Origin of the sequence: Bacillus sp. cl95, assembly GCF_900115925.1 — a bacterium.
In the GTDB taxonomy this organism is placed as follows: domain Bacteria; phylum Bacillota; class Bacilli; order Bacillales; family Cytobacillaceae; genus Neobacillus_A.
On the sequence record NZ_FOYF01000001.1, the window covers coordinates 360,354 to 386,797 of the forward strand.

Annotated in this window: 28 protein-coding genes; all 28 read right to left on the minus strand. The window is 38.9% G+C overall.

Annotated features, from left to right (window positions below; all coding sequences use genetic code 11):
• Nucleotides 1-6: 6 nt before the first annotated feature.
• Entirely contained in the window at nucleotides 7-1,266 is a 1,260-nt protein-coding gene (rseP, locus tag BMZ31_RS01795; protein WP_090830011.1) for an RIP metalloprotease RseP, read from the minus strand.
• A 125-nt stretch (nucleotides 1,267-1,391) separates the two neighbouring features.
• Complete coding sequence (dxr, locus tag BMZ31_RS01800) at nucleotides 1,392-2,534, minus strand: 1-deoxy-D-xylulose-5-phosphate reductoisomerase (protein ID WP_090830012.1); 1,143 nt, start codon at nucleotides 2,532-2,534, stop codon at nucleotides 1,392-1,394.
• A 33-nt stretch (nucleotides 2,535-2,567) separates the two neighbouring features.
• Nucleotides 2,568-3,359 carry a phosphatidate cytidylyltransferase gene (locus tag BMZ31_RS01805; protein ID WP_090830013.1) on the minus strand — a complete coding sequence of 264 codons (792 nt, stop codon included), beginning with the start codon at nucleotides 3,357-3,359 and terminating at the stop codon, nucleotides 2,568-2,570.
• 19 nt (nucleotides 3,360-3,378) lie between these two features.
• Nucleotides 3,379-4,155, minus strand: coding sequence for an isoprenyl transferase (locus BMZ31_RS01810; RefSeq protein WP_090830014.1), 777 nt, complete (start codon nucleotides 4,153-4,155; stop codon nucleotides 3,379-3,381).
• Nucleotides 4,156-4,504: 349 nt separating this feature from the next.
• The gene (gene frr / locus BMZ31_RS01815; protein WP_090830015.1) at nucleotides 4,505-5,062 is read right to left on the minus strand and encodes a ribosome recycling factor; all 558 of its coding nucleotides are present in this window, start codon (nucleotides 5,060-5,062) and stop codon (nucleotides 4,505-4,507) included.
• Nucleotides 5,062-5,787: a UMP kinase gene (gene pyrH, locus BMZ31_RS01820; RefSeq protein WP_090830016.1), complete on the minus strand. Its 726-nt coding sequence runs from the start codon at nucleotides 5,785-5,787 to the stop codon at nucleotides 5,062-5,064. The genes frr and pyrH overlap by 1 nt, the downstream gene beginning before the upstream one ends.
• A gap of 113 nt (nucleotides 5,788-5,900) precedes the next feature.
• Nucleotides 5,901-6,782 carry a translation elongation factor Ts gene (gene tsf, locus BMZ31_RS01825; protein WP_090830017.1) on the minus strand — a complete coding sequence of 294 codons (882 nt, stop codon included), beginning with the start codon at nucleotides 6,780-6,782 and terminating at the stop codon, nucleotides 5,901-5,903.
• 154 nt (nucleotides 6,783-6,936) lie between these two features.
• Nucleotides 6,937-7,638: a 30S ribosomal protein S2 gene (gene rpsB / locus BMZ31_RS01830; RefSeq protein WP_090830018.1), complete on the minus strand. Its 702-nt coding sequence runs from the start codon at nucleotides 7,636-7,638 to the stop codon at nucleotides 6,937-6,939.
• A gap of 146 nt (nucleotides 7,639-7,784) precedes the next feature.
• Entirely contained in the window at nucleotides 7,785-8,426 is a 642-nt protein-coding gene (locus BMZ31_RS01835; RefSeq protein WP_090830019.1) for a hypothetical protein, read from the minus strand.
• 9 nt (nucleotides 8,427-8,435) lie between these two features.
• Nucleotides 8,436-8,750, minus strand: a complete 315-nt coding sequence (locus BMZ31_RS01840; protein WP_090830020.1) for a hypothetical protein — start codon at nucleotides 8,748-8,750, stop codon at nucleotides 8,436-8,438.
• Between the two features lie 14 nt (nucleotides 8,751-8,764).
• Nucleotides 8,765-10,120: a DUF342 domain-containing protein gene (locus BMZ31_RS01845; protein ID WP_254778609.1), complete on the minus strand. Its 1,356-nt coding sequence runs from the start codon at nucleotides 10,118-10,120 to the stop codon at nucleotides 8,765-8,767.
• Nucleotides 10,121-10,143: 23 nt separating this feature from the next.
• Nucleotides 10,144-10,908 carry a FliA/WhiG family RNA polymerase sigma factor gene (locus BMZ31_RS01850; protein WP_090830022.1) on the minus strand — a complete coding sequence of 255 codons (765 nt, stop codon included), beginning with the start codon at nucleotides 10,906-10,908 and terminating at the stop codon, nucleotides 10,144-10,146.
• A gap of 297 nt (nucleotides 10,909-11,205) precedes the next feature.
• Nucleotides 11,206-11,703, minus strand: a complete 498-nt coding sequence (locus tag BMZ31_RS01855; RefSeq protein ID WP_090830023.1) for a chemotaxis protein CheD — start codon at nucleotides 11,701-11,703, stop codon at nucleotides 11,206-11,208.
• Nucleotides 11,700-12,341 carry a chemotaxis protein CheC gene (locus BMZ31_RS01860; RefSeq protein WP_090830024.1) on the minus strand — a complete coding sequence of 214 codons (642 nt, stop codon included), beginning with the start codon at nucleotides 12,339-12,341 and terminating at the stop codon, nucleotides 11,700-11,702. Before BMZ31_RS01860 ends, BMZ31_RS01855 begins: the two co-directional genes overlap by 4 nt.
• Nucleotides 12,342-12,351: 10 nt before the next feature.
• On the minus strand, nucleotides 12,352-12,801 hold the full coding sequence (locus BMZ31_RS01865; RefSeq protein ID WP_090830660.1) for a chemotaxis protein CheW: 450 nt from the start codon (nucleotides 12,799-12,801) through the stop codon (nucleotides 12,352-12,354).
• Between the two features lie 182 nt (nucleotides 12,802-12,983).
• A complete protein-coding gene (locus tag BMZ31_RS01870) occupies nucleotides 12,984-15,032 on the minus strand; it encodes a chemotaxis protein CheA (RefSeq protein WP_090830025.1) in 2,049 nt (682 codons plus the stop codon).
• 20 nt (nucleotides 15,033-15,052) lie between these two features.
• Nucleotides 15,053-16,150 carry a protein-glutamate methylesterase/protein-glutamine glutaminase gene (locus BMZ31_RS01875; protein ID WP_090830026.1) on the minus strand — a complete coding sequence of 366 codons (1,098 nt, stop codon included), beginning with the start codon at nucleotides 16,148-16,150 and terminating at the stop codon, nucleotides 15,053-15,055.
• A 9-nt stretch (nucleotides 16,151-16,159) separates the two neighbouring features.
• Nucleotides 16,160-17,026 (minus strand): MinD/ParA family protein, encoded by an 867-nt coding sequence (locus BMZ31_RS01880; RefSeq protein ID WP_090830027.1) that lies wholly within the window; start codon nucleotides 17,024-17,026, stop codon nucleotides 16,160-16,162.
• A gap of 1 nt (nucleotide 17,027) precedes the next feature.
• The gene (gene flhF / locus BMZ31_RS01885; RefSeq protein ID WP_090830028.1) at nucleotides 17,028-18,209 is read right to left on the minus strand and encodes a flagellar biosynthesis GTPase FlhF; all 1,182 of its coding nucleotides are present in this window, start codon (nucleotides 18,207-18,209) and stop codon (nucleotides 17,028-17,030) included.
• A complete protein-coding gene (gene flhA / locus BMZ31_RS01890; RefSeq protein ID WP_090830029.1) occupies nucleotides 18,206-20,242 on the minus strand; it encodes a flagellar biosynthesis protein FlhA in 2,037 nt (678 codons plus the stop codon). The genes flhF and flhA overlap by 4 nt, the downstream gene beginning before the upstream one ends.
• A gap of 36 nt (nucleotides 20,243-20,278) precedes the next feature.
• Nucleotides 20,279-21,361: a flagellar biosynthesis protein FlhB gene (flhB, locus tag BMZ31_RS01895; RefSeq protein ID WP_090830030.1), complete on the minus strand. Its 1,083-nt coding sequence runs from the start codon at nucleotides 21,359-21,361 to the stop codon at nucleotides 20,279-20,281.
• Entirely contained in the window at nucleotides 21,362-22,138 is a 777-nt protein-coding gene (gene fliR / locus BMZ31_RS01900; protein WP_090830031.1) for a flagellar biosynthetic protein FliR, read from the minus strand.
• 4 nt (nucleotides 22,139-22,142) lie between these two features.
• Nucleotides 22,143-22,412, minus strand: a complete 270-nt coding sequence (gene fliQ, locus BMZ31_RS01905; protein ID WP_090830032.1) for a flagellar biosynthesis protein FliQ — start codon at nucleotides 22,410-22,412, stop codon at nucleotides 22,143-22,145.
• Nucleotides 22,413-22,424: 12 nt separating this feature from the next.
• Nucleotides 22,425-23,090, minus strand: a complete 666-nt coding sequence (fliP, locus tag BMZ31_RS01910) for a flagellar type III secretion system pore protein FliP (RefSeq protein ID WP_090830033.1) — start codon at nucleotides 23,088-23,090, stop codon at nucleotides 22,425-22,427.
• Nucleotides 23,087-23,755, minus strand: a complete 669-nt coding sequence (locus BMZ31_RS01915; RefSeq protein WP_254778550.1) for a flagellar biosynthetic protein FliO — start codon at nucleotides 23,753-23,755, stop codon at nucleotides 23,087-23,089. Before BMZ31_RS01915 ends, fliP begins: the two co-directional genes overlap by 4 nt.
• A gap of 27 nt (nucleotides 23,756-23,782) precedes the next feature.
• The gene (locus BMZ31_RS01920) at nucleotides 23,783-24,145 is read right to left on the minus strand and encodes a response regulator (RefSeq protein WP_090830034.1); all 363 of its coding nucleotides are present in this window, start codon (nucleotides 24,143-24,145) and stop codon (nucleotides 23,783-23,785) included.
• A 20-nt stretch (nucleotides 24,146-24,165) separates the two neighbouring features.
• Nucleotides 24,166-25,446: a flagellar motor switch phosphatase FliY gene (gene fliY, locus BMZ31_RS01925; protein ID WP_090830035.1), complete on the minus strand. Its 1,281-nt coding sequence runs from the start codon at nucleotides 25,444-25,446 to the stop codon at nucleotides 24,166-24,168.
• Entirely contained in the window at nucleotides 25,436-26,434 is a 999-nt protein-coding gene (gene fliM, locus BMZ31_RS01930; RefSeq protein ID WP_090830036.1) for a flagellar motor switch protein FliM, read from the minus strand. Before fliM ends, fliY begins: the two co-directional genes overlap by 11 nt.
• Nucleotides 26,435-26,444 lie beyond the last annotated feature (10 nt).

Genomic DNA, 26,444 nt, shown 5'->3' on the forward strand with positions numbered 1-26,444 from the left:
ATTATCTTATAAGAAAAATCTTTGTATATCATTCCAGGTGACAACGAGCATGAGTAGCATTAATAAAGCAAATCCGATAAAGTGGACCATCCCTTCTTTGTGACGATCGATCGGTTTGCCACGCAATGCTTCTACTGCGAAAAACATCAATCTTCCTCCGTCAAGTGCCGGAATTGGAAGCAAATTCATGATTCCAAGATTGATACTTAAAATCGCTGCCCATTTCATCAAGTAAAAAATACCTGATTTTGCAACAGTGTCAGTTGATACATAAATACCTACTGGACCTGAAAGCATATTGATATCGAATTGACCCGTAACAAGTTTGCCAAGCATCACAAAAATTTCCTTCGTCCAGAAATATGTCTGTTCAAAACCTGACGTTAATGCTTTTAGTGGTGACTTTTCAACAGGACTATATGCTCCAATGATACCAATTTTCTGTCCTTCAACCTCTTTTTGTTTTGGTGTCACCGGAATTTCTAAATCTTCTCCACCACGGCTAATCGAAAACAAAAGTTCTTTTTCAGGATTCTTCTGAATGATTTCAACAATATCAGCCCAGCTAGAGATTTCTGCTCCATTGATACTTTGCACAATATCGCCTTCTTTAAAGCCTGCTTCAATCGCTGCCCCATCATTTGTCAGTTCACCAAGTTTAGGCTCGTTGACAGCTACTCCTTGGAAGAGGGCAATGAAAATGAAGATAAAGAATGCGAGAACAAAGTTCATCATTGGTCCTGCAAAAATCGCAAGCGTTCTTTGCCAAAGCGTTTTGGATCCAAATTGTCTGTCATAAGGGGCAATTTGTGACTCTACCCCATCTTCAACAATTGTAGCATTTGGACTAACTTGAAATAATGCCATTTTTTCATTATCGTCTTCTGGATAACCTTTAATAATTAATTCACGTTCAATATCAGCATGCTCAACTTCAACAATGCGAGCATCTGCATATTTTTCTTTGTTATTTAAAATGATCTTACTAACCTTTTGTTGTTGATCAAACAACAAACCGATTCTGAATCCCGGTTTGATTTCAATCATTTCCGGGTCTTCTCCAGCCATGCGAACAAATCCGCCAATCGGGAGCAAACGAATTGTATAAGTAGTTTCCCCTTTTTTGTGAGAGAACACTTTTGGACCGAATCCAATCGCGAATTCACGGCAGAGAATACCTGCCCTCTTTGCAAAAATTAAATGTCCTAATTCATGAAAAAAGACAAGAGCCCCAAATATGACGATAAAGGCAATAACAGTACTCAATAAAACAACCACCTTTTCTTTAAAGATAATTAACAATGAATCTTTCAATTGCACTTTACGATTAGTGGCCGTGTTCAGCTCGCTTACCTTGCCAAAGGCACTTCGCTTTTCATTGTGTCAATTTCTCAACTAATGGAGTTCACAAACTTTCTTGTTTCCTTGTCAACTTCTTGAATTTCTTCAAGACTAGGGTTTACTTTACAGTCATGTTTGGCTAGTGCTCTTTCTATCAAATCCTCAATTTGAAGGAAATTGATTTTTCCTTCTAAAAAGGATGCTACAGCAGCTTCGTTAGCCGCATTCAGAACAGTCGGCATTGTTCCACCGATTTTACCTGCTTCATAGGCATACTTCAGGCAACGAAATCTTTGAAAGTCCATCTCTCTAAAATGGAGCATCCCAATTTCAGCTAAATTCAAACGTTTCGAACTAGGAAATGGCAATCGGTCTGGAAAAGTGAGCGCATATTGGATCGGTACCCTCATATCCGGCGTTCCTAGTTGTGCGATTATGCTGCTGTCGTGAAATTCGACCATAGAATGAATGATACTTTCCTTATGAAGGAGCACATCAATTTTTTCGTATGGCATATCGAAAAGCCAATGCGCTTCAATTACTTCAAGCCCTTTATTCATCATGGTCGCGGAATCAATCGTAATTTTCGCTCCCATTGACCAGTTAGGATGATTCAGAGCTTGCTCCACTGTTACCCCTGACAGCTCTTCCCTTGTACGGTCTCGGAAACTACCGCCAGACGCTGTTAAAATCAAGCGTGCAATATTTTTCATCTTTTCGCCTTGAAGCGATTGGAAAATAGCTGAATGTTCACTATCAACAGGGAGTAAATCGACCCCTTTACGTTTCGCGGCTTGCATGACAAGATGACCTGCCGTCACTAGTGTCTCTTTATTGGCAATTGCAATCGTCTTGCCCGCTTCGATTGCTTGCAGCGTAGGATCTAGCCCCACACTTCCGATAACAGCATTCACAAGAATTTGTGCTTTGTGATATACAGCTGCTTCTACTAACCCTTCAGCACCATATGTAAATTTTGTATGCGGAAAGTCATTTTTCAATATGTCATAACTGCTTTTCTCCTGAACTGAAACGAGTTCAGGAGAAAATTCAACAATCATTTTTCTCGCAAGTTCGATGTTCTTGCCTACAGACATGGCAACTAACTTAAATGATGTTGGGTTTTCTCTAATGATATCCAATGTTTGGGTTCCAATTGAACCAGTGGCACCCAATAAACTAATGTATTTCACCAGTTGTTCAACTCCTATGTCCTAAAGCAATTACTATTGAAACAAATGTAAAAAGTGGATTAATGGCCAAACAAACAATAAGCTGTCAAAACGGTCAAGTATTCCGCCATGTCCTGGTAATAAGTTACCAGAATCCTTTACACCATAGTGTCTCTTATAAGCAGACTGTGCCAAATCTCCAATTTGTCCTGAAACGGAAAGTATGATCGTTATTACAATGAGTTTTATAGCGGATACATCCATATCAGCAAAAAGAATGAACAAAACTGCAACAACCACTGCGCAGAAGATTCCACCAAGGAATCCTTCTACTGTTTTGTTCGGACTTATTTCTGGCCATAACTTGCGTTTCCCCATCGCTTTACCGATAAAATAAGCTCCTGAATCCGTAGCCCAAATGATGAACAGCGAATAAAACACATAAATTAATCCTGCGTCACGCGTTTGAATTAAGAAGAAAAATCCAGTCCCTACATATACAGCTGCAAGAAATACAAATCCCGCATCATCAAATGTAAAGCGATTTTTGGTCGCTACTGTATAGGTCAAGAATAATAGAATTCCGATAAATGCTATTTCTGCCTTTGAATAGTTGATTACATTGAACAAGTTGTCGTATTGTTCGGGTAACATCATCACCCATAAAAACAACATCGCAGCTATCCCTGGAAAAGAGGTCAAGCTGATTTTCCTCATTTTTAGAAGCTCGTACAATCCTACTGATGCTAGCAAATACGCCAGCAAAACAACAGGGAAGCCTCCCAAGACGATGATTGATAAAAATATGGCTCCTGCAACTACTCCAGTTATGATTCTTTGCTTCATCTAAGCTTCAACACCTTCTCTATACTCCTCCGAAACGACGTTGTCGATTTTGAAACGCTTCGATCGCTTCGAGTAAATGCTCCTCACCAAAATCGGGCCAAAGTACATCAGTGAACCAAAATTCTGTATAAGCAAGCTGCCAAAGCATAAAGTTGCTTAGTCTGATTTCACCGCTCGTCCTAATTAATAAATCCGGATCTTCTAGTTCCGATGTCATTAAATAAGAAGAAAAAGTATCTTCGTTGAGGTCATTTTCATTCATTATACCACTTTTGCAATCATTTAAGACGCGCTTCACTGCATCCATGATTTCTGCCCTGCTTCCATAATTAAGAGCGAAGTTTAATACAAGCCCATCATTATGTTTTGTGTCATCCATCGCTTTTTCAATGGCTCTTAAAGTATGTACGGGCAACATATCTTTATCACCCATCATTCGTACCTGTACATTCTCAGCAACCAGCTCAGGCAGAAAAGACCCAAGAAATTCTTCTGGCAGCTTCATCAAATAATCCACTTCAGTTTTTGGTCGTTTCCAATTCTCCGTTGAAAAAGCATACAAAGTAAGCGCCTTTACTCCAAGTAAATTTGCAAGCTTGGTAGTCTTGCGAACGACCTTCATCCCCTCATGATGACCTGCTATGCGAGGCAATGCCCTTTTTTTGGCCCATCTCCCATTTCCGTCCATAATGATGGCAATATGAGAAGGAACCTGCAATTTTGTTGCTTGGTTTATTCTGTCTTGAAGACTGGAAGTATGCTCTTGTTTCTTCCATAACTTAATCTTATTTAACATAAATTTTGCTCCCCCAAATTAAGTGAAACTTCCATCAATGGACATTTATATTTCAGGATGTGACATCATAGGCAAAACCTTCATACCGAAGTAAAATGGCATCAAAGGTTTACATGCATCTATCATACCAAAAACAAAAACATATATCTCTAATAATAACATTATGTATTGTTACCAGGATTCAGAATCTTTCTTCAAGTAGAAAAGCGCAAGCGCCCTCTATCTAAGTTGAAATTTCATATTTTCTTACGCTAGAAACATAGACCCACACAGCACTCTTCATAATAGGCAAAAGAACCCCCTGTTACAGAGGGTCCTTTTGAAATTAAGAAGTCCACTTAGTCCAGTATTATACTTCTAAAATTTCTTTCTCTTTGTCTTTAGTAATCTGATCGATTTTCACGATATGTTCGTCAGTAAGCTTTTGAATATCATCAGCGTATCCACGTAAATCGTCTTCCGTGATCTCACCATTCTTTTCAAGCTTTTTGAGATCGTCGTTTGCATCACGACGTACGTTACGGATAGCAATTTTCGCATCTTCCGATTCTTTTTTTACAAGTTTAACCAAGTCCTTACGACGTTCCTCAGTTAGTTGTGGAATGGCAAGACGAATTAAACTTCCATCATTTGATGGATTAAGGCCAAGATCCGATTTTAGGATTGCCTTTTCTATTTCACCTAGAATAGACTTATCATATGGTTGTATGACAAGCAATCTAGCCTCAGGAACACTGATTCCTGCAAGCTGATTTACTGGAGTTGGCGCTCCATAATAATCAACTGTAATTCTATCTAATAAAGAAGCGTTCGCTCTACCAGCACGGATACTAGCAAGTTCACGAGTATAAGCTTGAATCGCTTTTGTCATTTTATCCTTTGTGTTGGAAATAACTTGTTTCGGCATTATTTTCTCCCCCTAACAATTGTACCAATTGTTTCACCCATAACGGCACGCTTAATATTTCCTTGCTCCATAATCGAGAAGACAATCAAGGCAATATCATTATCCATGCATAATGAAGAAGCAGTTGAGTCCATAACAGCTAGACCTTCTTTGAGAACATCAAGATATGAAAGCTCTTCGTACTTCGTTGCGTTTTGATCAACTCGCGGGTCAGCAGAATAAACTCCATCCACATTATTTTTTGCCATGAGGATAACATCTGCTTCAATTTCAGCTGCTCTAAGAGCTGCTGTAGTATCTGTTGAGAAATATGGATTTCCAGTTCCAGCCGCAAAAATAACGACGCGCTTTTTCTCAAGGTGACGGATCGCTCTGCGACGGATATAAGGCTCAGCTACCTGACGCATTTCAATAGAAGTTTGAACTCGAGTTTCGATACCTAGCATTTCAAGGCTGTCTTGAAGAGCAAGTGAATTCATTACTGTTGCCAGCATTCCCATATAATCGGCATTTGCTCGATCCATGCCCATTTCTTCTCCAATTTTGCCACGCCAAATGTTGCCGCCTCCGACAACCACTGCCACCTCTACATCCAATTCAGCAATTTCCTTAACCTGATTGGCAATAGATTTGATAACAGTAGGATTAATACCGAAGCCAGCTTCTCCTGCAAGTGCTTCACCGCTTAATTTTAGGACAACGCGTTTGTATTTAGGACCGCTCATAGGAACCCCCTTATGTAATTTTTAAAAGTAGAAAAATAACACTTTTCCTCTAATCTTATTCTCATTTTAAAAATAGGGAACACAAAGTGTCCCCTATTCATTTATTTAGATAATTATTTTTTAACTTGGTTCATAACTTCTTCAGCGAAGTTGTCTTCACGCTTTTCGATACCTTCTCCTACAGCGTAGCGTACGAATTCGCGAACAGTAGCGCCTTTAGATTCAACAAACTGACGAACTTTCAAGTCAGGGTTTTTAACGAAAGTTTGGTCAAGAACACAAACATCTTCGAAATATTTGCCAAGACGGCCTTCAACCATTTTAGCAACGATGTTTTCTGGCTTGCCTTCGTTAAGTGCTTGTTGAGTCAAGATTTGACGCTCGTGATCGATTTCTTCTTGAGAAACTTCATCACGTGAAACATACTTAGCGTTTAATGCAGCGATGTGCATTGACACGTCTTTAGCAGTAGCTTCTTCAGTAGTACCTTCAAGTACAGTTAGAACGCCAATGCGTCCGCCTGCGTGTAGGTAAGCACCGAAAGCATCATTATCAGTCTTAGTCTTGATTGCAAAACGACGAAGAGTTAACTTCTCACCGATTTTTGCGATAGCAGCGTTGATGTGGTCTGCTACAGTAACACCGTTATCCATTGTTTGCGCAGATGCTTCTTCAACAGATGCAGGCTTGTTTTTCAATAAGTGTGCAGCTAATTCTTTAACAAGAACTTGGAATCCTTCGTTTTTAGCAACGAAATCCGTTTCAGAGTTCACTTCAAGAATTACAGCTTCGTTTCCTTCAGCCAAGATGAAAGTTGTACCTTCAGCAGCAATACGGTCAGCTTTCTTAGCAGCAGAAGCAATTCCCTTTTCACGTAAGAAGTCGATTGCTTTGTCCATGTCACCGTTAGTTTCAGTTAATGCTTTTTTGCAATCAAGCATTCCAGCACCAGTTTTTTCACGAAGTTCTTTTACCATTTGAGCAGTAATTGCCATAATGTATAAATCCTCCTTTAATGTATGTACTATTTGTTTAGCCAAGTTTGGTTCATTCTAACCTAACCCAGGCTATGAATTAGATTAGACAATTATTCTTGAAAAAAAGGTGATAAAGGGTGTTCCCTCTTATCACCTTTTAGTGAATTACATCTTAGTTAGCAGCTACTTCTTCACCTTGTTTAGCTTCAAGGATAGCATCTGCCATTTTGCCTGTTAATAATTTAACAGCACGGATAGCATCGTCATTCGCAGGGATAACAACGTCGATTTCATCTGGGTCACAGTTTGTATCAACGATACCAACGATAGGGATGTTTAATTTGTGAGCTTCTGCAACAGCGATACGCTCTTTACGAGGATCGATGATGAAAAGTGCATCAGGAAGTACTTTCATATCCTTGATTCCGCCTAAGAATTTCTCTAAGCGCTCAAGTTCTTTCTTTAATTGAACTACTTCTTTCTTCGGAAGAACTTCAAAAGTTCCATCTTCAGACATTCTTTCGATATCTTTTAAGCGAGCGATACGCTTTTGGATTGTTTCGAAGTTTGTTAAAGTACCACCCAACCAACGTTGGTTAACATAGTACATTCCAGAACGTTCTGCTTCTTCTTTAACTGAATCTTGAGCTTGCTTTTTAGTTCCAACGAAAAGGATTGTTCCGCCTTCACCAGCAAGATTTTTTACCCAGTTATAAGCCTCTTCAACCTTTTTAACTGTCTTTTGTAGGTCGATGATGTAGATACCGTTACGCTCAGTGAAGATGTATTTCTTCATTTTTGGGTTCCAACGGCGAGTTTGGTGTCCGAAATGCACACCAGCTTCAAGCAATTGCTTCATAGAAATTACTGACATGATGTTTCCTCCTAATGGTTTTGTATTTTCCTCCGCTCATTTCATTTTTAGGCGATCACTGTTTGCACAGCACCAATCGACTAAATCCATAAGCGTGTGTATTAACACCATGAAATAATATAGCACATGTCGAAGATACAATCAAGCTATTCTTCTTTTTTTCGATTGAATTTTAATAGAAGGTGAATTTCAGTGGTTCCTTTATTCAATTTCTTGGCAATCTGATCCTCTGTTAATCCTTCTGCTTCAAGCAACAACGCTTGACTCAAAAGAGACTTCTGTTTCCAATCCTCGGGACTGTTTTCAACCATTAGGTCTTGAGTTTTATGATTTCTTTCTTGTGTCGGTTGTTCAGAATAATCAATAAGACTAAGAACTTCTTCAGCATCTTGCTGATCCTGGATTTTTGTTTGGCTTTGATATGCAGATACAGCTTTGGCTTTGTTAGGAGTGACATGAACCGTTGCAGTTCTGACACCAATATTCTCATTACTTGTTTTAGGAACATAAGTAGCGATAATATCTGAGGAATTCGTGTCTTTTTGAATTACATTTTGACTTTTTCCACTAGTTCCTAGTCTTTGTTTTGAGAGCTTCTCGATGAATTTTTCATTTTCTTCTTTCATCTCGACGAGATAAGAGGTCATGGTATCTTCAAGCTCACGAATAATCGTTTCTTGTTTCTTTTCAACTTGTACCAACCGATTTTGTCTTGCGTATAAAATAAAAATGAGAAAAATGGCTATTCCATTTAACAAAAGGCTGATTACTAGAAGAAATATATTCATATGATCACCTTATCCATTCATATCGATAAATGCACCCTTGTATGGATGCATTTTCGTATGGCCCTTTTCGTTGTTCTTCTCTAGCTTTTCCTGGTCTTTTTTACTGTGTTTTTTACTACCTTCACCATGATGCTTTTGAAGGAGGGCATTCCCTTTTTGTTCCTGCTTTACTACTGAATTGGAATGGAATTCTTGATCCTTTTTCATCATTTCGGAGGCATGACTTTGATTCACATGCTCTCTCTGTTGAATTTGCTCTTGAATTCTTCCTGCTTCATGAGTTCTGGGAATTGCAATTTGAAGTTCTATCATTTTTAGGCTCATGTTTATCTCCTAATCTATAGGATTGGCTCGAATTGAATTTCTCCATTGGAAAAGTAGAATTTCACATGATGATGTTCAACATTTAGTTTTTTTGTATATTTTCCAAAGTGGATTGAAGTGTTAGGATAAACACTTTCATAGACATAAACAAAAGAATGGGATTGCTCCAATTTGTCTTCCTGAATTTGTGCTAATTGACTTTCAAGTTCTTCTTTCTGCTTTGCTAGCTGCTCCATTGTCAACCTTTGTTTTTTGATGACCTTTTTATCGTCTTCTGACATCATTCCACTTGCCTTTGACTTCGCAGAAAGCTTTCGTTCAATTTGTGTTAACTTTGAAATCATATCAGTTGTCGATTTTAGTTCATCAAGAAGGTCCGCTTCTATTTGTTGTGTTCTAGAATCGTAGGCAGGATAAAGATGTGTTTTTGTATAGGATCGATTCCCCAGTTCCTTTATATGTATGTCTTTTTTTGCTTCAAACGTTCCACCTATGACAGATGCATGATGACAAAAAATCGATTCTCCAGCTGAAACATGAGAATGGAGAATCGATTTTTCTGCATAGATACCTTGTTCCGCTCTCACATTTGCTTGGTTAAAATAAGCAGCTAGCACATTACCGCCTGCAGTGATCCTCCCACGGTTACCACTCGCAACTCCGCCACCAATGGTTACATTTCCTGCCGCCTCAATTATTGCACCTTCGACAATACCAGTAATCCTGATATCACCGCCCGCCTTGATTTCATAACCATTCGGAACATTACCTCTAATAATCACATTTCCGATAAAATCAATATTACCTGTCTTTAGGTCAATATCGCCATTTACTTCAAAAACAGGATTTACAGAAATAGATCTATTCGTAATCGATAACTGTCCATCAATGGAAGAATAAAACCGGCCTGACTCCATGAAAACATTTTTTCCCGCTTTTGTTTTCAACGGCTTACCATCCTTCGCGCGAATAACATTAGAAAAGACATCCATCCCAAGGATACCAGATTCAGCGGGACACACACTAGCAAGAAGTTGGCCTTTTTTTACTGAAGGGATCTTTAGAACGTTTCTAAAATTGAGGACTTCAGGCTTACTATTTGACTGTAATTTTCTTAATTCGCTTTTTAAATAAGCGTCTTTCCCATCGGTTTTCGGCTTACCTTCCGCGATTGTTATAGGAAATTCAATCCCTCGTGGATTTCGGCAAAGTTCCTCGAGCAATTCAATATTTAATCCATACACGATCTTCTCTTTTTTCAACATATTTAGTAAATCCTCCATGTTGAAAGAGGTTGCGTCTAAATCATCGGTTGTCTTGTCCAACATTGCTTTTAGTCTGTCTTTCGAGACTGTCATACAGAATGGCATTTCCACAAGAGATACCTCATTTCCTACATGATTTTTTCCATGGCTCCTCGTAACTTAAAGAGTGCTTTCGAATGTATCTGTGAGATTCTGGATGTGGAAAGATTCATTACTTGGCCAATTTCAGTTAGGGTTAATTCTTCTTGATAAAATAAGCTGATGACGAGTTGCTCCTTGTCGCTTAAGTTTTCAATTGTCCTTGTCAATTCTGAAACTAATTCCTTTTTCACTAGACTTTCTTCTGGAACAATGGCTTTTTCGTCCTTAAGAACAAACGTTGCGCCATCCTTGTCATCTTGCTCAGATGGCTGTTCATCCATTGAAAGTACATTCGCAAAAAAATGTTCATTCATCGCTGAGTAAATTTCGTCTACAGGTAAGTTTAATTCAATTGCGATTTCAGCTGGTGTTACATTCCGTTGTAATCGTTGCTCCAATTTTTCAATTGCCGCTTCAATCTTTTTCGCTTTGTCCCTAGTGCTCCTAGGAAGCCAATCTTCTTTACGCAAGCCATCAATGATGGCTCCTCTGATTCGAAAAGATGCGTATGTGTCGAACTTAAGGTCTCTTTTATGATCAAATTTCTCAAGAGCATCATATAAGCCCAACATCCCCAAACTTCTTAGGTCATCTTTTGAAACGTTTTTCGGTAAGCCTACCGATATTCTCTGAACATGATAGGAAACAAGAGGCATGTACTTTTTGACAAGATGGTTGCCCGAATCAGCGTCACGACCGTCTGTCCATTTTTCCCAATGATGCTGTTCGTCCATAATGGTTTCATCAGTCATGTTAGTCCTCCTAAAAGTGAAGTATGTCATACTGGCGTATTTAAAGAGCTTATATGAAGACTGTTTTCGCACTAATTTTTGAATTTCGGATGGTTCTCTTCCCGCATTCTCTATGGATTCGTGGCTCTTTTCGAGAGTTTTCTAAAGCTAGATTTCATAATAAATCGTAAAAATCCAGAAGCCGATTTATGCTATTGTGCGAGAAAGCAACAAAGTTTACGAAAAGAACCTATATGAAAAAGTCATCCTCCTGCCCAGAAGAATGACGATTTTTCAACAAACGAAAAACAGAAAAATTTAAATTTCCTGGGTACCTTTATTAACTGTCCTTATTTGGAGGATTCCACTCGCAGGATTAAATTCAATTGTCCTTCCACTGTTTCCACCAACATCCTCAGCTAGGACCGGAATACTCAATGCTTTTAACTGTTGTTTTACAGCTTCAACATTTCGAGGTCCTATTCTCATCAAATCGCTACCAGTTGTAAATTGGAACATTTGGGCTCCACCTGCAAGCTTGGCCTTTAATGAGGTTTTCCTTGCCCCTGCCTGAATGAGGAGGTTTACAAGTTCCTTTACGGCTGTATCCGCATACTTGGCTGTATTTAAGTCCCCAGTTCTAGCAAGCGAGGATTCTGGCAACATGACATGTGCTAAGCCTGCGACTTTATTGGCCAAATCATAAATGACAACACCAACGCAGGAACCCAATCCAGACGTTCTTATTGTGTCAGGTGACTTAACCATTTTCATGTCTGCAATTCCTACTTTGGCAACACTTATGCTTTCGGTCATGGTTGTTCTACCCCTAATGATTCAAAAATAATCTGAAATGAGTCGGGATCAGGCAATAAGAAAAAATGACCTTTTACACTTTCATTTTCAGATGTATCATTTCCTTCATTTAAAGCAGTATCAATTAAGATTGCGTAGTCGCTAATTTGCGAATATTCAATAAGTCCAAAACTAATGATGGCACCAAACATATCAATATTCAGCGCTGGTACTGATGGATAAAGAGACATATCCGTAAAATCCGACAACGCTGATAAATAAGACCCTGCTAATATATTGCCCAATTCTTGAAAAGCAGAGAGTGCCAATTCATCTTGTGGGCTGTGCTCAAACGAAAATTCCTTATCACCTATCATCTCTTGTATGAATCGAGATGCCTGAGTAAGAGGAAGGACAAAGAACATTCCACCTGGTGCTTCGCCCTCGATTCTCAAATAGACACTTGCAACAACATTATCAGCACCGCCCGCAAGTTCCATCATTTCATCAAACGATATGATTCGTACATCAGGTACCTTCATGTCTATCTTTTTATTAAGTAATTTGGAAAGTGATGTTGCAGCATTGCCTGCTCCAATATTGCCTATTTCTTTTAGTATATCCAGATGCATGGATGTGAATTTTTCAATAAATCTCATGTATTAGTCCTTATCCTTCGATTCCTTTGGTCGCTTTTAAGACATCGTCTTCATCAAGCACTTTTTTAAGCTCGAGAAGGATGAGCAGTCTCTTGTCGATTTTCACAACACCATTGATATACTCCGCTTCAAGTACTCCTACAATTTCAGGAGGAGGTTCGATGGAATCTGTTGGAATATCAATTACATCATTTGCTGCGTCGACGATTAGACCTACTTCCATCTCTTCAAGTGCCGCAATGATCACCCTTGTACTATCAGAGTAAACCGTTTCGTCTAATCCGAAGCGATTACGTAAGTCGATTATTGGTGTCACCACTCCACGTAGATTAATGACCCCTTTAACAAACGAAACAGTACCTGGAACTCTTGTTATATGCTGAACCTTTTCAATAGAACGTACCTGGCTAACAGGGATTGCATACTCTTTTTCTTTTAGTTGAAATACGATTATCTTCATGACTGCTGATAAAGTTTCGTTCAAGGTTTCCACTTCCCTTAGTCAATTCTCATGCGATGGCATAATTTAAATGTTTCTTTTGGCTGTTTTCGTAAAATTTGCTGCTTTATAAGGAGTTGTTGATTTCGACCACAGGATTCTTGCACCTTGCTTCAATCAACAAATAGCAAATTTTAAATTAGCTATTTTATTAAAGCATTACAATCAACGATTAACGCCACTTGGCCGTCACCAAGGATGGTTGCACCGGAGATGGCAAAGATGTTCGTCAAATAGTTACCTAATGACTTCAGGACAACTTCCTGTTGACCAATGAATGAATCCACTACCAAGCCGGCAAGTTTGTCACCTTTTCTTACAACGATAACAGAGTAAAAGTCATTGTCCTCTACTACACCAGGCACTTCAAACAATTCCTTTAAGAATAATAACGGTACAACTCTTCCTCTAAAATCGATCACCTTTTGATTGTGCGAGTTCATGATATCCTCTTTCTTCACAATCGCCGTTTCGATAATAGAAGATAGCGGAATAGCAAACTTTTCTTTTTGAATTTCAACAAGCATGACTGAAATAATGGAAAGGGTTAATGGCAATTGCACTGAAAATAACGAGCCATTCCCTTCTGTAGAATCAATTGAAATGGATCCTCCAAGAGATTCAATCGTGCTTTTCACAACATCAAGTCCGACGCCGCGTCCTGAAATATCGGAAATTTTCTCTGCTGTTGAGAAACCCGATGCTAGTATAAGTTCATATACCTGTTTATCTGTTAAGGAAGCAGCAGCTTGCTCTGTCACGATTCCTTTATTTATTGCTTTCGCCAAAACTCTTTCCCTGCTTATGCCTGCCCCGTCGTCTTCAATTTCAATAAAGACATGATTTCCACTGTGATAAGCTTTAAGGATGACAGTTCCTTCTTCAGGTTTCCCCTTTGCTTTTCTGACTTCAGGAGTCTCAATGCCATGGTCTAGGGCATTGCGGATTAAGTGCACAAGCGGGTCACCTATTTCATCAATGACGGTACGATCCAATTCTGTTTCAGCACCCACAACTTCCAAGTTAATCTTCTTATTCAAATCACGCGCAAGTTGACGAACCATTCTCGGAAAACGGTTGAACACGGTTTCAACTGGGACCATGCGCATATTTAAGATAATATTTTGCAAATCCCCAGAGATTCGTGACATTCTCTCCACTGTTTCATGTAATTCTTGATTATTCAATTCTCTTGAAATTTGCTCAAGTCGTCCACGGTCAATAACAAGTTCCTCAAACAAATTCATGAGTATATCTAGTCTCTCAATGTTGACCCGGATCGTTTTGTTGCTTGCATTGGGTTGCTTGGCTGTTTGCTTGTTTTCTTCCTGAGGTACCACCACTGACACAACCTCATTGACTTCCTGCTCAGCAAGTTTTGTGTCTGACACCATTTCGTGAATTAATTCATGTGACTCTGTGCTGGATGAATAGTCTATCTCTGCAACTTCTACATTTTCAACTTCAGAAACGTTCATGATTTTCTTTTGAATAGAGTCTTGGGACTCTGTCGAAACAATCGCAACTGTAAAGTGTTGGTCAAAATTTTCTTCTTCTAATTGATCAACTGTCGGAGTGGACTTTATGACTTCCCCAACTTGTTCAAGAACCTCAAAAACCATGAATACTCGAGCTGCTTTAAGGACACAGTCTTCTCTTAATGCAATCGTAACCTCATAGCTATTAAATCCTTGTTCTTTCGATTGTTGAAAAATAGTTTTTTCGAAATCATCATAAGAGTTCTTGATGACTTTGGCTGTCGAAGCGGGATGTTGAACGGTTTTGGTACCGCCATTTATTTGATTTGGTTGCTCACCATTTTCGATTAACTTGAGTTTATTAACCACTTCTTTGACATCCCTTTTCCCATCGCCACCCTCTGCGATGGAATGTACCATTGCTTCTAAATCATCGACCGCTTGGAAAACCACATCTAATAATTCAGCAGAAACCTTTATTTTCATATTTCTGATGGCATCAAGTACATTTTCCATCTGATGTGTCAAACTTGCCAAGTCCTCATAGCCCATTGTCGCTGACATCCCTTTTAATGTATGAGCTGAGCGGAATATTTCATTTACAATTGTCAAGTTTTCCGGATTTTTTTCGAGTTCCAGCAAATGTTCGTTACAGGATTGTAAATGTTCTTTACTTTCTTCAATAAATATTTCTAAATACTGATTCATTTCCATGTGCCACACGCCCCTCTACTTTAAACAAATTTCATGATTGTTTCTGCAATATGATTAAGATCCTGTACTTCGTCAACAAGCTTTGTAGATATTGCTGCTTTTGGCATTCCAAATACGATGGATGTATTTTGCGATTCTGCAATAGCAGCAACATTGCCTTTAGTTTTTAAATCGATAATGCCTTGCGATCCATCCGCACCCATTCCAGTCATAATGACAGCAACTTTTGCGAATTCCGTCATTTTGCTTACTGATTCAAACAAGATATCTACAGAAGGGCGATGACCATTCTTCGGAGGTGACTGATCTAGGTCTGCAAGTAAATTACCACCAACTAGCTTCGCCTTAAAGTGATAACCACCCGGGGCTATATAGGCCGTTCCTTTCCTTAATACCTCTCCGTCTTCTGCTTCCTTTACGGATATGCTGCATAGTGAATCTAATCTAGTCGCAAGCGATTTTGTAAAGCCCGGTGGCATATGCTGAACAATTAGGATAGGAGCGTCTATATTGGCAGGCAATTTTGTTAGAACTGCCTGCAAAGCTCTTGGTCCTCCAGTAGATGTACCAATTAGAATAATTTTCTTTGCGTGTTGTGAAGAGAGATTGTTTTTAGGCTTTTGTATTGATGCCTTTATTGATTCCATTTTACTATATGATTTTGCGACAGGAATAGACAAATTTATGTCGGAATTTGCAGTAGCAAGATGAACGATGTTCGCCTTACTTGCAGATAATACCTTTTCAATTAATTCTTCCTTAATTTTATGGAGATCTAAGGATATTGCACCTGATGGTTTTTGGATAAAATCAACCGCACCTGACTGAATAGCAATGAAGGTATTTTCAGCGCCCTCATTAGTAGTACTTGAAAGCATGATGATGGGTACGGGGTTTTCCTTCATAATCATCTTCACTGCTGAAAGTCCATCCATGACAGGCATTTCAACATCCATCGTCACGACATTGGGCTTTAAAACTTTTATCTTTTTTAAAGCATCCTCCCCATTGCGAGCTGTTCCCACAATTTCAATTCGGGGGTTATTGGAAAGAAAATCTTGGATGAGTTTTCGCATAAAAGCGGAATCGTCTACGATGAGTACTTTGATCTTTTCCAAAATGATGCACTACCTTTCGAAAAGAAACCTTTTCAATTTTGACATAAAAGAATGCGATATTAGCGAATTAACTTCTTCTGATTTGTTTCTGACATATTGAGCAGTAATCATTTCTAAGGCTTTAGATGCCTCGGATTTAGGACTATTGAGCAGAAAAGGTATTTGGTTTCGGACAGATTGCTGCACATTTCGATCATCCGGCAACATACCAAGGGAAACGATTTCTTTGTTCAAAAACTTCTGAACAACGTCAGAAAGCCTTTTTAACGTGTCTTTTCCATCTTTTTCAGACAGTGCCCTGTTGACAACTACATAAAAAGGAATGTTGTTATCATACATATTTAAGTGCTTCAAAGTAGCGTATGCGTCAGTTAAGGAAGTAGGTTCTGGTGTTGTGACGACGATAATTTCATTGACAGAGAGCAGGAACCTCAAAGAATCTTCAGTGACACCGGCACCCATGTCGAAGATAAGGAAATCAAATTGATTTAATTCATGATGAAGATCGTCTATAAAAGAGCGTAGTTTACCTTCATCGAATTGAACCAACTGTGTAAGTCCAGTACCTCCAGCGATGTATCGGATGCCTTGCGGGCCATCCATCATAATCTCTTTTAGACCTGAAGTTCCATTTAAATAATTAACAATCGACTTGTCAGAGGATTTCCCCATTAGAATATCGAGATTCCCCATGCCAATATCCATATCGAAAACAAGAACCTTGTACCCTTTCTGCGCTAGGGAAATGGAAAAATTCAATGAGAAATTCGATTTTCCTACTCCACCTTTGCCGCTAACAATGGCAATGGCATTTGTAAAGGACTGACTTTCAATGCTTTTTAATCTAAGGCGTAAGCTTTCTGCTTGATCTTTCATTTTAATTTTCCCCTATTAAATAGCTTTTAATGGCATTAGGGGATGCTTCGATTATGTCATCCGGGACGTCTTGACCATTAGTGATGTAAGCCACTCCAACGTGATGTTGTAATGTCATATTGAGCATCGCCCCATAAACGGATGTTTCATCTGCTTTTGTAAAAATAAGCTTATCAATACCAATGAGTGCAAATTGCTGGTAAATAGCTTTCATGTCTTTTTCTTTCGCAGTGAGCGACAAAACAAGAAACGTTTCCATATCTTTTTCAAAATCGATTGTTTTCTTTAAGTCATCCACATATTTTTTATTTCTGAAATTGCGGCCGGCCGTATCAATCAAAACAGCATCGTAATCGGCAAACTTTTCGGTTGCGTTACGAAACTCTTCAAGACTGTAACAAACTTCAACAGGAATATTAAGTATACTTGCGTATGTTTTAAGCTGTTCAATGGCCGCAATTCGATAAGTATCTGTAGTGATGAAAGCGACTTTCTTTTGATGTTTGATGACCATATCTGCAGCCACCTTGGCGAGTGTAGTGGTCTTACCGACTCCTGTTGGTCCGACAACATTTATAAACTTTTTAGAAAAACTCACGCCTCCAAAAGCAATGGGCGCTAGAGAATCAACGATTTCATCCCCAAGGATTTCCAATAAGTTTTCTTGTGAAAGATCGCTTTCTTTTGAATACCATTTTTCGGTTAATTTCTTTAAGAGTCTTTCTTGAATCTCTATTGAGACCTCTTGCTCATCGAGCATTTCCTGAATACCTGCAATTGGAACGGGCGTAAGATGATTAATAAGTTGGTTTTCTTTTGGTAGGTTTTTCACAATCATTTTCAATTCATTTACTTCTTTTATTAAATCATCGTTTTTTATGTTTGGATGTACTATTGGTTCAGGTTTTTTTTTGATTTTCTGCTCTGTGTAAGTCGGTTTTGGACTTGCCACTTTTTCAGGCCATTGCGTTGGCAATGCTTCTCTTACATTCTTTACTTTCTCTTCTTTAGGTATTGGGTCAATTGCTGCAATGACTTCTATTTGCTTCTTTCTAAAGAAACCAAGAAAACCTCCACCATAAACAACTTTTGAATTTAGGATAACCGCTTCGTCACCAAGTTCTGCTCTTATCGTCTTAAGTGCTTCAGGCATGGAATCTGCAATAATCTTTTTTATCTTCATTCAATATTCACCACCCCAACACTTTGGACTTCGACATTCGCTTCGAGTTCGTTATAGGATAAGATTGGAACCTTAGGGAAATAGCGTTCAGTTAGTTGCCGTACATACATCCTCACAGCAGGAGAGCATAATACGATTGGCGTTTGTTCCATAATAGAAAGCTGTTCAATATTTGAAGCAATTGATTCAAGTATTGACTGAGATACGACAGGGTCCATTGATAGATAATTTCCATGTTCTGTTTGCTGAATTCCATCAGCAATACTTTTTTCAATTTTCCCAGACAAAGTTACAACTTTCAGAGACTCCCCATTGCCTGAGTATTGATTTGTGATTTGTCTTGCAAGTGCTTGACGAACGTATTCTGCAAGAACATCCGTATCGGAAGTGACTTTTCCAAAATCGGCAAGTGTTTCGAATATAATTGGCAAGTTTCTGATCGATACATTTTCCCTTAAAAGTTTAGCTAAGACTTTTTGAACCTCACCTACAGATAAAGGAGTCGGTGTGACTTCTTCAACGAGAATCGGATAACTTTCTTTAAGATGGTCGATTAATTGCTTTGTTTCTTGTCTACCTAACAAATCATGTGCATTTGCCTTGATGATTTCTGTAATATGTGTGGATACGACAGATGGCGGATCTACAACTGTATAACCAAAGATTTCAGCTTGTTCCTTCATGTCTTCGGTAATCCATTTGGCAGGCAAACCGAAGGATGGCTCTATCGTATCAATACCTTCGATAGACTCTTCGTCTATACCAGGGCTCATTGCCAGATAATGATCCAAGAGCAATTCTCCTCTTGCCAATTCGTTTCCTTTAATTTTCAAGCGATATTCGTTAGGATGCAGTTGAATATTGTCTCTAATTCGAACAACAGGGATGACCAATCCCAATTCAATTGCCAACTGTCTTCTAATCATGACTATTCGATCAAGTAAATCCCCACCTTGATTTGTATCAGCCAAAGGAATTAGACCATATCCAAATTCGAATTCAACTGGATCTACATTCAACAAATTAATGACGCTTTCAGGGCTTTTCATTTCATCCGTCTCGATTTCTTCTTCCAACTCTTGTAATTGACCTTTATCAGGTTCTGGTACTCGGGAGAAAGAATAGCCTCCGATAGCTAAAAGTGCCGCTACAGGCAAGGTAATAATATCGTTAATTGGTGTTAATAAGCCTAATAGTGCAATGGTGCCACCTGCCACATACAACATTGCAGGATATGCAAATAGCTGCTTAGTCAAATCGTGTCCTAGGTTTCCTTCAGACGCAGCCCTTGTCACGATAATACCAGTCGCCGTGGTAATTAAAAGGGCAGGAATTTGACTTACGATTCCATCGCCGACGGTCATCAATGAAAACCTTTGCGCTGCTTCAGCAAAAGGTAGACCTTGCTGTGTCATCCCAATGACCATTCCGAAAATAAGATTGATCATGACAATGATAATCCCGGCAATCGCGTCCCCTTTAACGAACTTACTAGCTCCATCCATAGCTCCATAAAAGTCGGCTTCACGGCTTACTTTTTCACGGCGCTCTCTTGCTTGTTGTTCTGAAATCATCCCAGCATTCAGGTCAGCATCAATACTCATTTGCTTACCTGGCATTGCGTCGAGCGTAAAACGTGCAGCAACTTCGGATACACGCTCGGCTCCTTTTGTAATTACGATAAACTGGATGATAACCAGAATGGCGAAGACAACGATACCAACGATGGGATTCCCACCTACTACGAATGTTCCGAACGTTTCAACCACGCCACCGGCTTCTCCATGAGTGAGGATCGATCTCGTCGTTGAAACATTCAAACCAAGCCTAAACAGAGTAAGCAATAATAATAGGGAAGGAAATATTGAGAATTGCAATGGTTCACTCATATTCATTGAAATCAAAAGTACTAATAAAGCTAAAGAGATATTCATGATAATCAAGATACTAAGTAACCACGTAGGAAACGGGATGATCAGCATTGCGACAATTAAAATGACGCTCAATAATACGGTTAAGTCCCTTGCTGACATGTTGCCTCACTCCTTTCTTCCGTGTATAAATAACTTTTACAATTTGTTTTTAGAACGATAAACGAATGCAAGAATCTCCGCGATAGCCTTAAAAAATTCTTCAGGTATGATATCCCCGACTTCTGTTTGACTATATAGCGCCCTCGCCAAAGCTCTGTTTTCTATAGTTGTAACTTCATTTTCTTTCGCAATCAGCTTGATCTTTTGGGCCATAAAATCAACACCCTTGGCGACAACATAAGGAGCGTCGTACTTGTCCTCTTCATATTTGATGGCTATCGCAAAATGGGTTGGATTTGTGATGACTACGTCAGCCTTTGGAACTTCTTGCATCATTCTTCGCATCGCCATCTCACGCTGCTTTTGCTTGATGCGAGATTTAATCATCGGGTCACCCTCGACATTCTTATATTCATCTTTTAAGTCCTGTTTTGACATTCGGATACTTTTCTCAAAATCGTATTTTTGATAAAGATAATCGAGAAATGCTAAGAACAGTAAAGCTGCTGAAGCCGCTAAACCCATTTGAACAGTTAAAGAAGCTAATGTAACAAGAGCTGCGCCTACAGCTTTTTGTGAAAGGATTAGAATCTCTTCCATCCTTGACCAAAGGACTGAGAACGTCACAACCCCAATAAAACTGATTTTCAAGATGGATTTAACCAGTTCGACAATTGCTCTCATAGAAAAAATTCTTTTAAAACCCTTTATAGGATCAATTTTTTCTAACTTTGGTTGAATGGCTTCTGTTGAAAACATGAAACCAACTTGAAAATAGTTTGCTATTACTCCCGCAATCATAGCTATTAACATGATGGGTCCTAAAATCAGCGCGAGTTGAGATAATACTTCAATAAACAATACTTTTAGATTCGTTTCAGTTAAATCCATCAACATATATTCTGTTAATGAATGTTGAAAAAATGAAAAAATCCCTTCAAAAAGATAGCCACCAGAAAAGGTTAAAAATAGAAACACCGCTAACAATACGAAAGCAGCATTCATATCCTGACTTTTCGCTACCTGTCCCTTCTTCTTGGCATCTTCTCTTTTCTTAGGAGTTGCTTTTTCTGTTTTTTCGCCCGCAAAATATTGAAGGTCAAGTGAGAGCCATTCCATTTATAAACCTCCAAGCAATTGCATCAATCCCCGCATCGTGTAGAGCATTGTTTCAAATAATCCCGAAATGACTGACATCATCACTCCCATTGTAATGATCAGTATGATAAATCCGACAATCATTTTAATTGGTAACCCCACGACAAATATATTCATTTGTGGAACAGTCCTCGCAATTATGCCAAGGGCAATATCAACAAGAAACAAACTCCCGACGACTGGTACAGCCATTTGAAAAGCGATCATGAACATCGTATTAATTGACCGTAAGATGTAAGTCATGACTTCTTCTTTTCCAAAGGGAAGCCAAACTTGATCGATCGGTATGAATCTATAACTATAAAAGACTCCATCAATTAACAAGTGATGTCCATTTAGTGATAATAAAAACAATAATCCCAAGGTGTACAAATATTGACCCATTAACGGGCTTTGTGCGCCTGTTTGGGGATCAATCACGTTCGCAATGGATGTTCCCATTTGGAAATCGATAAAACCACCGACAACCTGGATTACTGACATGACTACATAAGCGATAAATCCAATTGTTAATCCCACCATAGCTTCCTTGATGACTAACATGAAATATTGAGCATCAATGACAAGTTCTGGCGCATCCAATGTATAGAACATAATCCAGGCTAGGAAAAAGCTAAATCCAATCTTATGCGGTCCTGGAATGGTTCGATATGAAAAAAGCGGCATCATCAGGAAAAATGATGTTACCCTTACGAATACGAGTAAAAAAGCAGGGAATTCAGGGATTATATCAACCATGAAATCATCCTATGTACCTTGCCAAGTTCGAAAAAATTTCTGTAGTATAAGAAAGCATATGACTTAACATCCACGGTCCAAAGAATACAATTCCTAACAGAACCGCGACAATCTTTGGTACGAACGCTAAAGTTTGCTCCTGTATTTGTGTAGTTGCCTGAAAAATACTAATGATGAGACCAACTGCCAATGCAAGCAATAACAAAGGACCACAAACCATCAATACTGTTAATATTCCGCGTTCAGCAATGTCTATTACCGTCTCAGGACCCATATCATCACCTGCTTAAAAACTTTGTAGTAAGGATTTAACAACTAAATACCAGCCATCAACAAGAACAAATAATAGAATCTTAAATGGCAGTGAAATCATGACTGGCGGAAGCATCATCATCCCCATTGACATCAAGACACTTGCTACAATCATGTCGATTACTAAAAAAGGTATAAATACCATAAAACCAATTTGGAAAGCGGTTTTTATCTCGCTGATCGCAAACGCTGGAACAAGTGTTGTCAAAGGAATGTCTTCAATTGAATCGGGCTTTTCAGCTTTTGTATATTCGAGGAATAAGGCTAAATCTTTTTGTCTTGTATGTGCGCTCATAAATTCCTTTAAGGGCACCGAAGCTCTGTCATATGCCTGTTCCAGGTTTATTTCATCATTGAATAACGGTGTAAGTGCCTTATTATTCACTTCTTGAAAAGTAGGAGCCATAACGAAAAAAGTCAGGAACAACGACAATCCGATTATGACTTGGTTAGGTGGCATTTGCTGAGTCGCAAGCGCCGTTCTGACAAAGGAAAGAACGATCACAATTCTCGTAAAGCAAGTCATCAAGATTAGAATACTAGGTGCAAGTGAAAATACCGTCAATAATAATAAGAGCTTTACGGAAGTTGATACACTTTCAGGAGAGTTCCCGTTAAAAATCTCTGCAAATTCATTCATCGTTTGTCGGACCTTTCTTTATCAAGCTCGTCAAAAAGCTTTTTTCTCCCTTTTGTAAAATCATCCAGCTGATTTTTAAAAACGGCGGAGAATGACGTTCCCTCGTTTTTAGTTGACTGTATGTTTTTCGTTCTTTCGATTAGCTTTGTCACAATATCGCTTGGTTGGATGAGTTGATCCATCTTATTGTTGTACTCATCAATAAATTTCTGATATTCTTTGGGATCATTAATCTCTTTGAGCAATTGAATGCTTTCTCCTACACCTACAATCAATATCTGGTTCCCTGCTTTGACCACCTGAACCGACCTATTTGCTCCAAGGCTAGTCCCTCCAAGGTTTTCAACTAATTGGCTTGTTTTAAAGTTTCTGCTCTTTTTATTGATGAATTTCAATAAAAAGTACAATAACCCGATTACAAAAATGGTAGCAACAATCATTCGAAGAAAATCCCAAAAGGTGACACCTACCTGGGATGTTTTTGCTTCGTCAGATTTTGATGTTTCTTTCTGGGTAATACTATTTTTTTCTTTACACTTATCCGGATGTTCAAAGCAATCTTTCACACTGTTATTCAATTGCTCCGCTTGGGCAGTATTTGATTGCCCCAGCAGAGCAAAAATAATCAGGAGAGCTGCTAGTAACAACTGTTTATTTTTCAACAAGGTGCTGCACCCTCTAATCTGAATTCCTTAGTTTAATGCTTTAGCAATTGCTTCTAAAACACGGTCTGCTTGGAAAGGTTTAACAATGAAGTCTTTAGCTCCCGCCTGAATTGCATCAATGACCATTGCTTGTTGTCCCATCGCTGAACACATGATAACTTTAGCCGCAGGGTTGATTTTCTTAATTTCTTTTAGTGAAGCAATACCATCCATTTCCGGCATTGTGATATCCATCGTCACTAAGTCAGGTTGTGTTTCTTTGTATTTCTCAACAGCTTGCGCGCCGTCTGCTGCTTCTCCAACCACGTCGTATCCATTTTTTGAAAGGATATCCTTGATCATCATTCTCATGAACGCTGCATCATCCACTATTAAAATCTTATGTGCCATATAACTTAACCCCCAAAGTATTATCTAAGTTTTTTGATTCTGTCTGTTTGACTGATGATATCAGTTACACGAACGCCAAAGTTTTCATCAATTACTACGACTTCGCCTTTGGCAATGAGTCGGTTGTTAACAAGGATGTCCACCGGTTCACCTGCTAATTTATCCAATTCAATGATAGAACCAGTTGTAAGCTCAAGTATTTCTTTGACTGACCTTTTCGTTCTTCCTAGTTCAACCGTAACCTGCAATGGGATATCCAAGAGCATATCTAAATTTTTCGACTCTGCTTCTTGTAGTTGATAAGGTTCAAAATTTGAAAATACTGCTGGTTGAACATTTGCTGGTGCACCACCATATCCTGCACCAAAATGCTGAGGCTGTGCTGGCGGATGTTGATAGTTAACTTGTTGAGCCACTTGTTGTTGTGGTTGTTGGTAAGGGACTTGTTGGCCTACCTGTTGATGCGTCTGTTGGTAATGTTGCTGATGTTCAGGCTGGTAATTAGTATTTTGAGCATATTGTTGTTGAACTTCTTCTACCGGTTGATGTGATACATTTGCAACTTGTTCTTGCACTGGCAATGTCTTTGTTTCGGGAACTTCATTGACAGCAGTTTGACCGGGATTCATTAATTCGTCTACCAAACTTTTTGCAAAGTTTAAAGGTAAGAGCTGCATAATATTTGAATCAATCAGTTTACCAACTTTAAGCTTAAAGGAGACCCTCACAAGAAGGTCATCTTCAGGTATGCTGCTTGTACCTTCTCCATGTTTGACATCTAAGATATGAATAGAAGGCGGTGAAATGTCGACTCTCTTATTAAAAATCGTTGACATCGATGTGGCTGATGAACCCATCATTTGATTCATGGCTTCCTGAACAGCACTTAACTGGATTTCATCCATGTATTCAGATGGATTGGTACCATCTCCACCAAGCATCAAATCTACAATGATTGCTGCATCACTTTGCTTGATGACAAGCACATTATTTGCAGCAAATCCCTCTGTATAACTTACCTGAACGGCTACATACGGTTGAGGAAATTCATCCGCCATGTTTTTTCTTTCAATTACTGTAACTGTAGGAGTTGTAATCTCCACTTTCTGATTAAGTAAAGTGGATAGCGCTGTAGCTGAGCTACCAAATGAAATATTGCCTATTTCCCCGAGGGCATCCTGTTCCATTGAAGAAAGGTAATCTTCAACATTGAAAGAATCTCCTCCCTTATTCGAATCCTCGTCTGTTCCGCGTAGTAAAGCATCTATTTCATCTTGAGAAAGCATTTCATCACTCACCATCGCCGTCTCCTCCCTTCCATGTGTCTAATACTTGAATGGCAATTCTCTTATTTGCTTTTCCTGGTTGACCGATAAATTTCGGAATATCACCGACTTTGACCACTAAAGGTTGATCAATAGATTGATTAAGCTGGATGACATCTCCAATATCGAGTGTCAGGAAATCTTGAATATTTATTTCGGACGTCCCTAGTTCTACAGCTAATGGAACGTCAGCCCTTTGGATTCCTTTTTCAAGTAAAGCCAATTTTTCTGGTTCTTTTTCCTTCTTTTCTGTTTGCATCCAATAATGTACAGATAGCTTTGGAATGATTGGTTCCAATACGACGTGAGGAATACAAATATTAATCATCCCACTCGCTTCACCAATCGTAGTGTTTAATGAAATAACAACTACTGTTTCATTGGGTGACACCATTTGGAGAAATTGAGGATTTACTTCAAAATCACTTAGCACCGGATCAATTTCTTCGATTGTACTCCATGCTTCTCTCAAATTCTCAAAGGCTCTCTCAAAAGTGTTGGACATAATTTTGGTTTCAATCTCTGTAAGATTTTCAACCTTATTGTAGCTCGCGCCACGCCCTCCCAACATGCGGTCCATCATAGCATAAGCAATATTTGGGTTGACCTCCATCAAAATCCTACCTTCAAGAGGCAGTACTTCATATACATTCAAGATTGTCATTTTGGGGATTGAGCGTATAAATTCCTCATATGGAATTTGGTCAGCCGATGCTACTGTAATTTGCACATAAGTACGCAACTGTGCTGAAAAAAATGTGGTCAAAAGCCTTGCAAAATTTTCATGTATCCTCGTCAAGCTTCGAATTTGATCCTTTGAGAAACGCAAAGCTCTTTTAAAATCGTATACCTTGATTTTTTTCTCAGATTGTTCTTTTTTCAGTTCATCTGCGTCCATCTCGCCTGTTGATAAAGCAGAAAGTAACGCATCAATTTCACTTTGCGAAAGCACTTCTCCTGACATTTCATCCTCA

Excerpts from the sequence above, each read along its gene's own strand:
- BMZ31_RS01845 (WP_254778609.1), bottom strand. The coding sequence starts at position 10,120 with ATGCCATTCTGTATGACAGTCTCGAAAGACAGACTAAAAGCAATGTTG.
- BMZ31_RS01840 (WP_090830020.1), bottom strand. The coding sequence starts at position 8,750 with ATGAGCCTAAAAATGATAGAACTTCAAATTGCAATTCCCAGAACTCAT.
- fliY (WP_090830035.1), bottom strand. The coding sequence starts at position 25,446 with ATGGTGAGTGATGAAATGCTTTCTCAAGATGAAATAGATGCTTTACTA.
- BMZ31_RS01855 (WP_090830023.1), bottom strand. The coding sequence starts at position 11,703 with ATGACCGAAAGCATAAGTGTTGCCAAAGTAGGAATTGCAGACATGAAA.
- flhB (WP_090830030.1), bottom strand. The coding sequence starts at position 21,361 with ATGGAATGGCTCTCACTTGACCTTCAATATTTTGCGGGCGAAAAAACA.
- pyrH (WP_090830016.1), bottom strand. The coding sequence starts at position 5,787 with ATGAGCGGTCCTAAATACAAACGCGTTGTCCTAAAATTAAGCGGTGAA.
- BMZ31_RS01870 (WP_090830025.1), bottom strand. The coding sequence starts at position 15,032 with ATGGAAATGAATCAGTATTTAGAAATATTTATTGAAGAAAGTAAAGAA.
- BMZ31_RS01865 (WP_090830660.1), bottom strand. The coding sequence starts at position 12,801 with ATGAAGATAATCGTATTTCAACTAAAAGAAAAAGAGTATGCAATCCCT.
- frr (WP_090830015.1), bottom strand. The coding sequence starts at position 5,062 with ATGCCGAAACAAGTTATTTCCAACACAAAGGATAAAATGACAAAAGCG.
- flhF (WP_090830028.1), bottom strand. The coding sequence starts at position 18,209 with ATGAAGATAAAAAAGATTATTGCAGATTCCATGCCTGAAGCACTTAAG.
- BMZ31_RS01880 (WP_090830027.1), bottom strand. The coding sequence starts at position 17,026 with ATGAAAGATCAAGCAGAAAGCTTACGCCTTAGATTAAAAAGCATTGAA.
- BMZ31_RS01835 (WP_090830019.1), bottom strand. The coding sequence starts at position 8,426 with ATGAATATATTTCTTCTAGTAATCAGCCTTTTGTTAAATGGAATAGCC.
- BMZ31_RS01860 (WP_090830024.1), bottom strand. The coding sequence starts at position 12,341 with ATGAGATTTATTGAAAAATTCACATCCATGCATCTGGATATACTAAAA.
- BMZ31_RS01805 (WP_090830013.1), bottom strand. The coding sequence starts at position 3,359 with ATGAAGCAAAGAATCATAACTGGAGTAGTTGCAGGAGCCATATTTTTA.
- fliP (WP_090830033.1), bottom strand. The coding sequence starts at position 23,090 with ATGAATGAATTTGCAGAGATTTTTAACGGGAACTCTCCTGAAAGTGTA.
- fliM (WP_090830036.1), bottom strand. The coding sequence starts at position 26,434 with ATGTCAGGAGAAGTGCTTTCGCAAAGTGAAATTGATGCGTTACTTTCT.
- tsf (WP_090830017.1), bottom strand. The coding sequence starts at position 6,782 with ATGGCAATTACTGCTCAAATGGTAAAAGAACTTCGTGAAAAAACTGGT.
- flhA (WP_090830029.1), bottom strand. The coding sequence starts at position 20,242 with ATGTCAGCAAGGGACTTAACCGTATTATTGAGCGTCATTTTAATTGTC.
- BMZ31_RS01920 (WP_090830034.1), bottom strand. The coding sequence starts at position 24,145 with ATGGCACATAAGATTTTAATAGTGGATGATGCAGCGTTCATGAGAATG.
- BMZ31_RS01810 (WP_090830014.1), bottom strand. The coding sequence starts at position 4,155 with ATGTTAAATAAGATTAAGTTATGGAAGAAACAAGAGCATACTTCCAGT.
- fliQ (WP_090830032.1), bottom strand. The coding sequence starts at position 22,412 with ATGGGTCCTGAGACGGTAATAGACATTGCTGAACGCGGAATATTAACA.
- rpsB (WP_090830018.1), bottom strand. The coding sequence starts at position 7,638 with ATGTCAGTAATTTCTATGAAGCAATTGCTTGAAGCTGGTGTGCATTTC.
- BMZ31_RS01850 (WP_090830022.1), bottom strand. The coding sequence starts at position 10,908 with ATGACTGATGAAACCATTATGGACGAACAGCATCATTGGGAAAAATGG.
- fliR (WP_090830031.1), bottom strand. The coding sequence starts at position 22,138 with ATGGTTGATATAATCCCTGAATTCCCTGCTTTTTTACTCGTATTCGTA.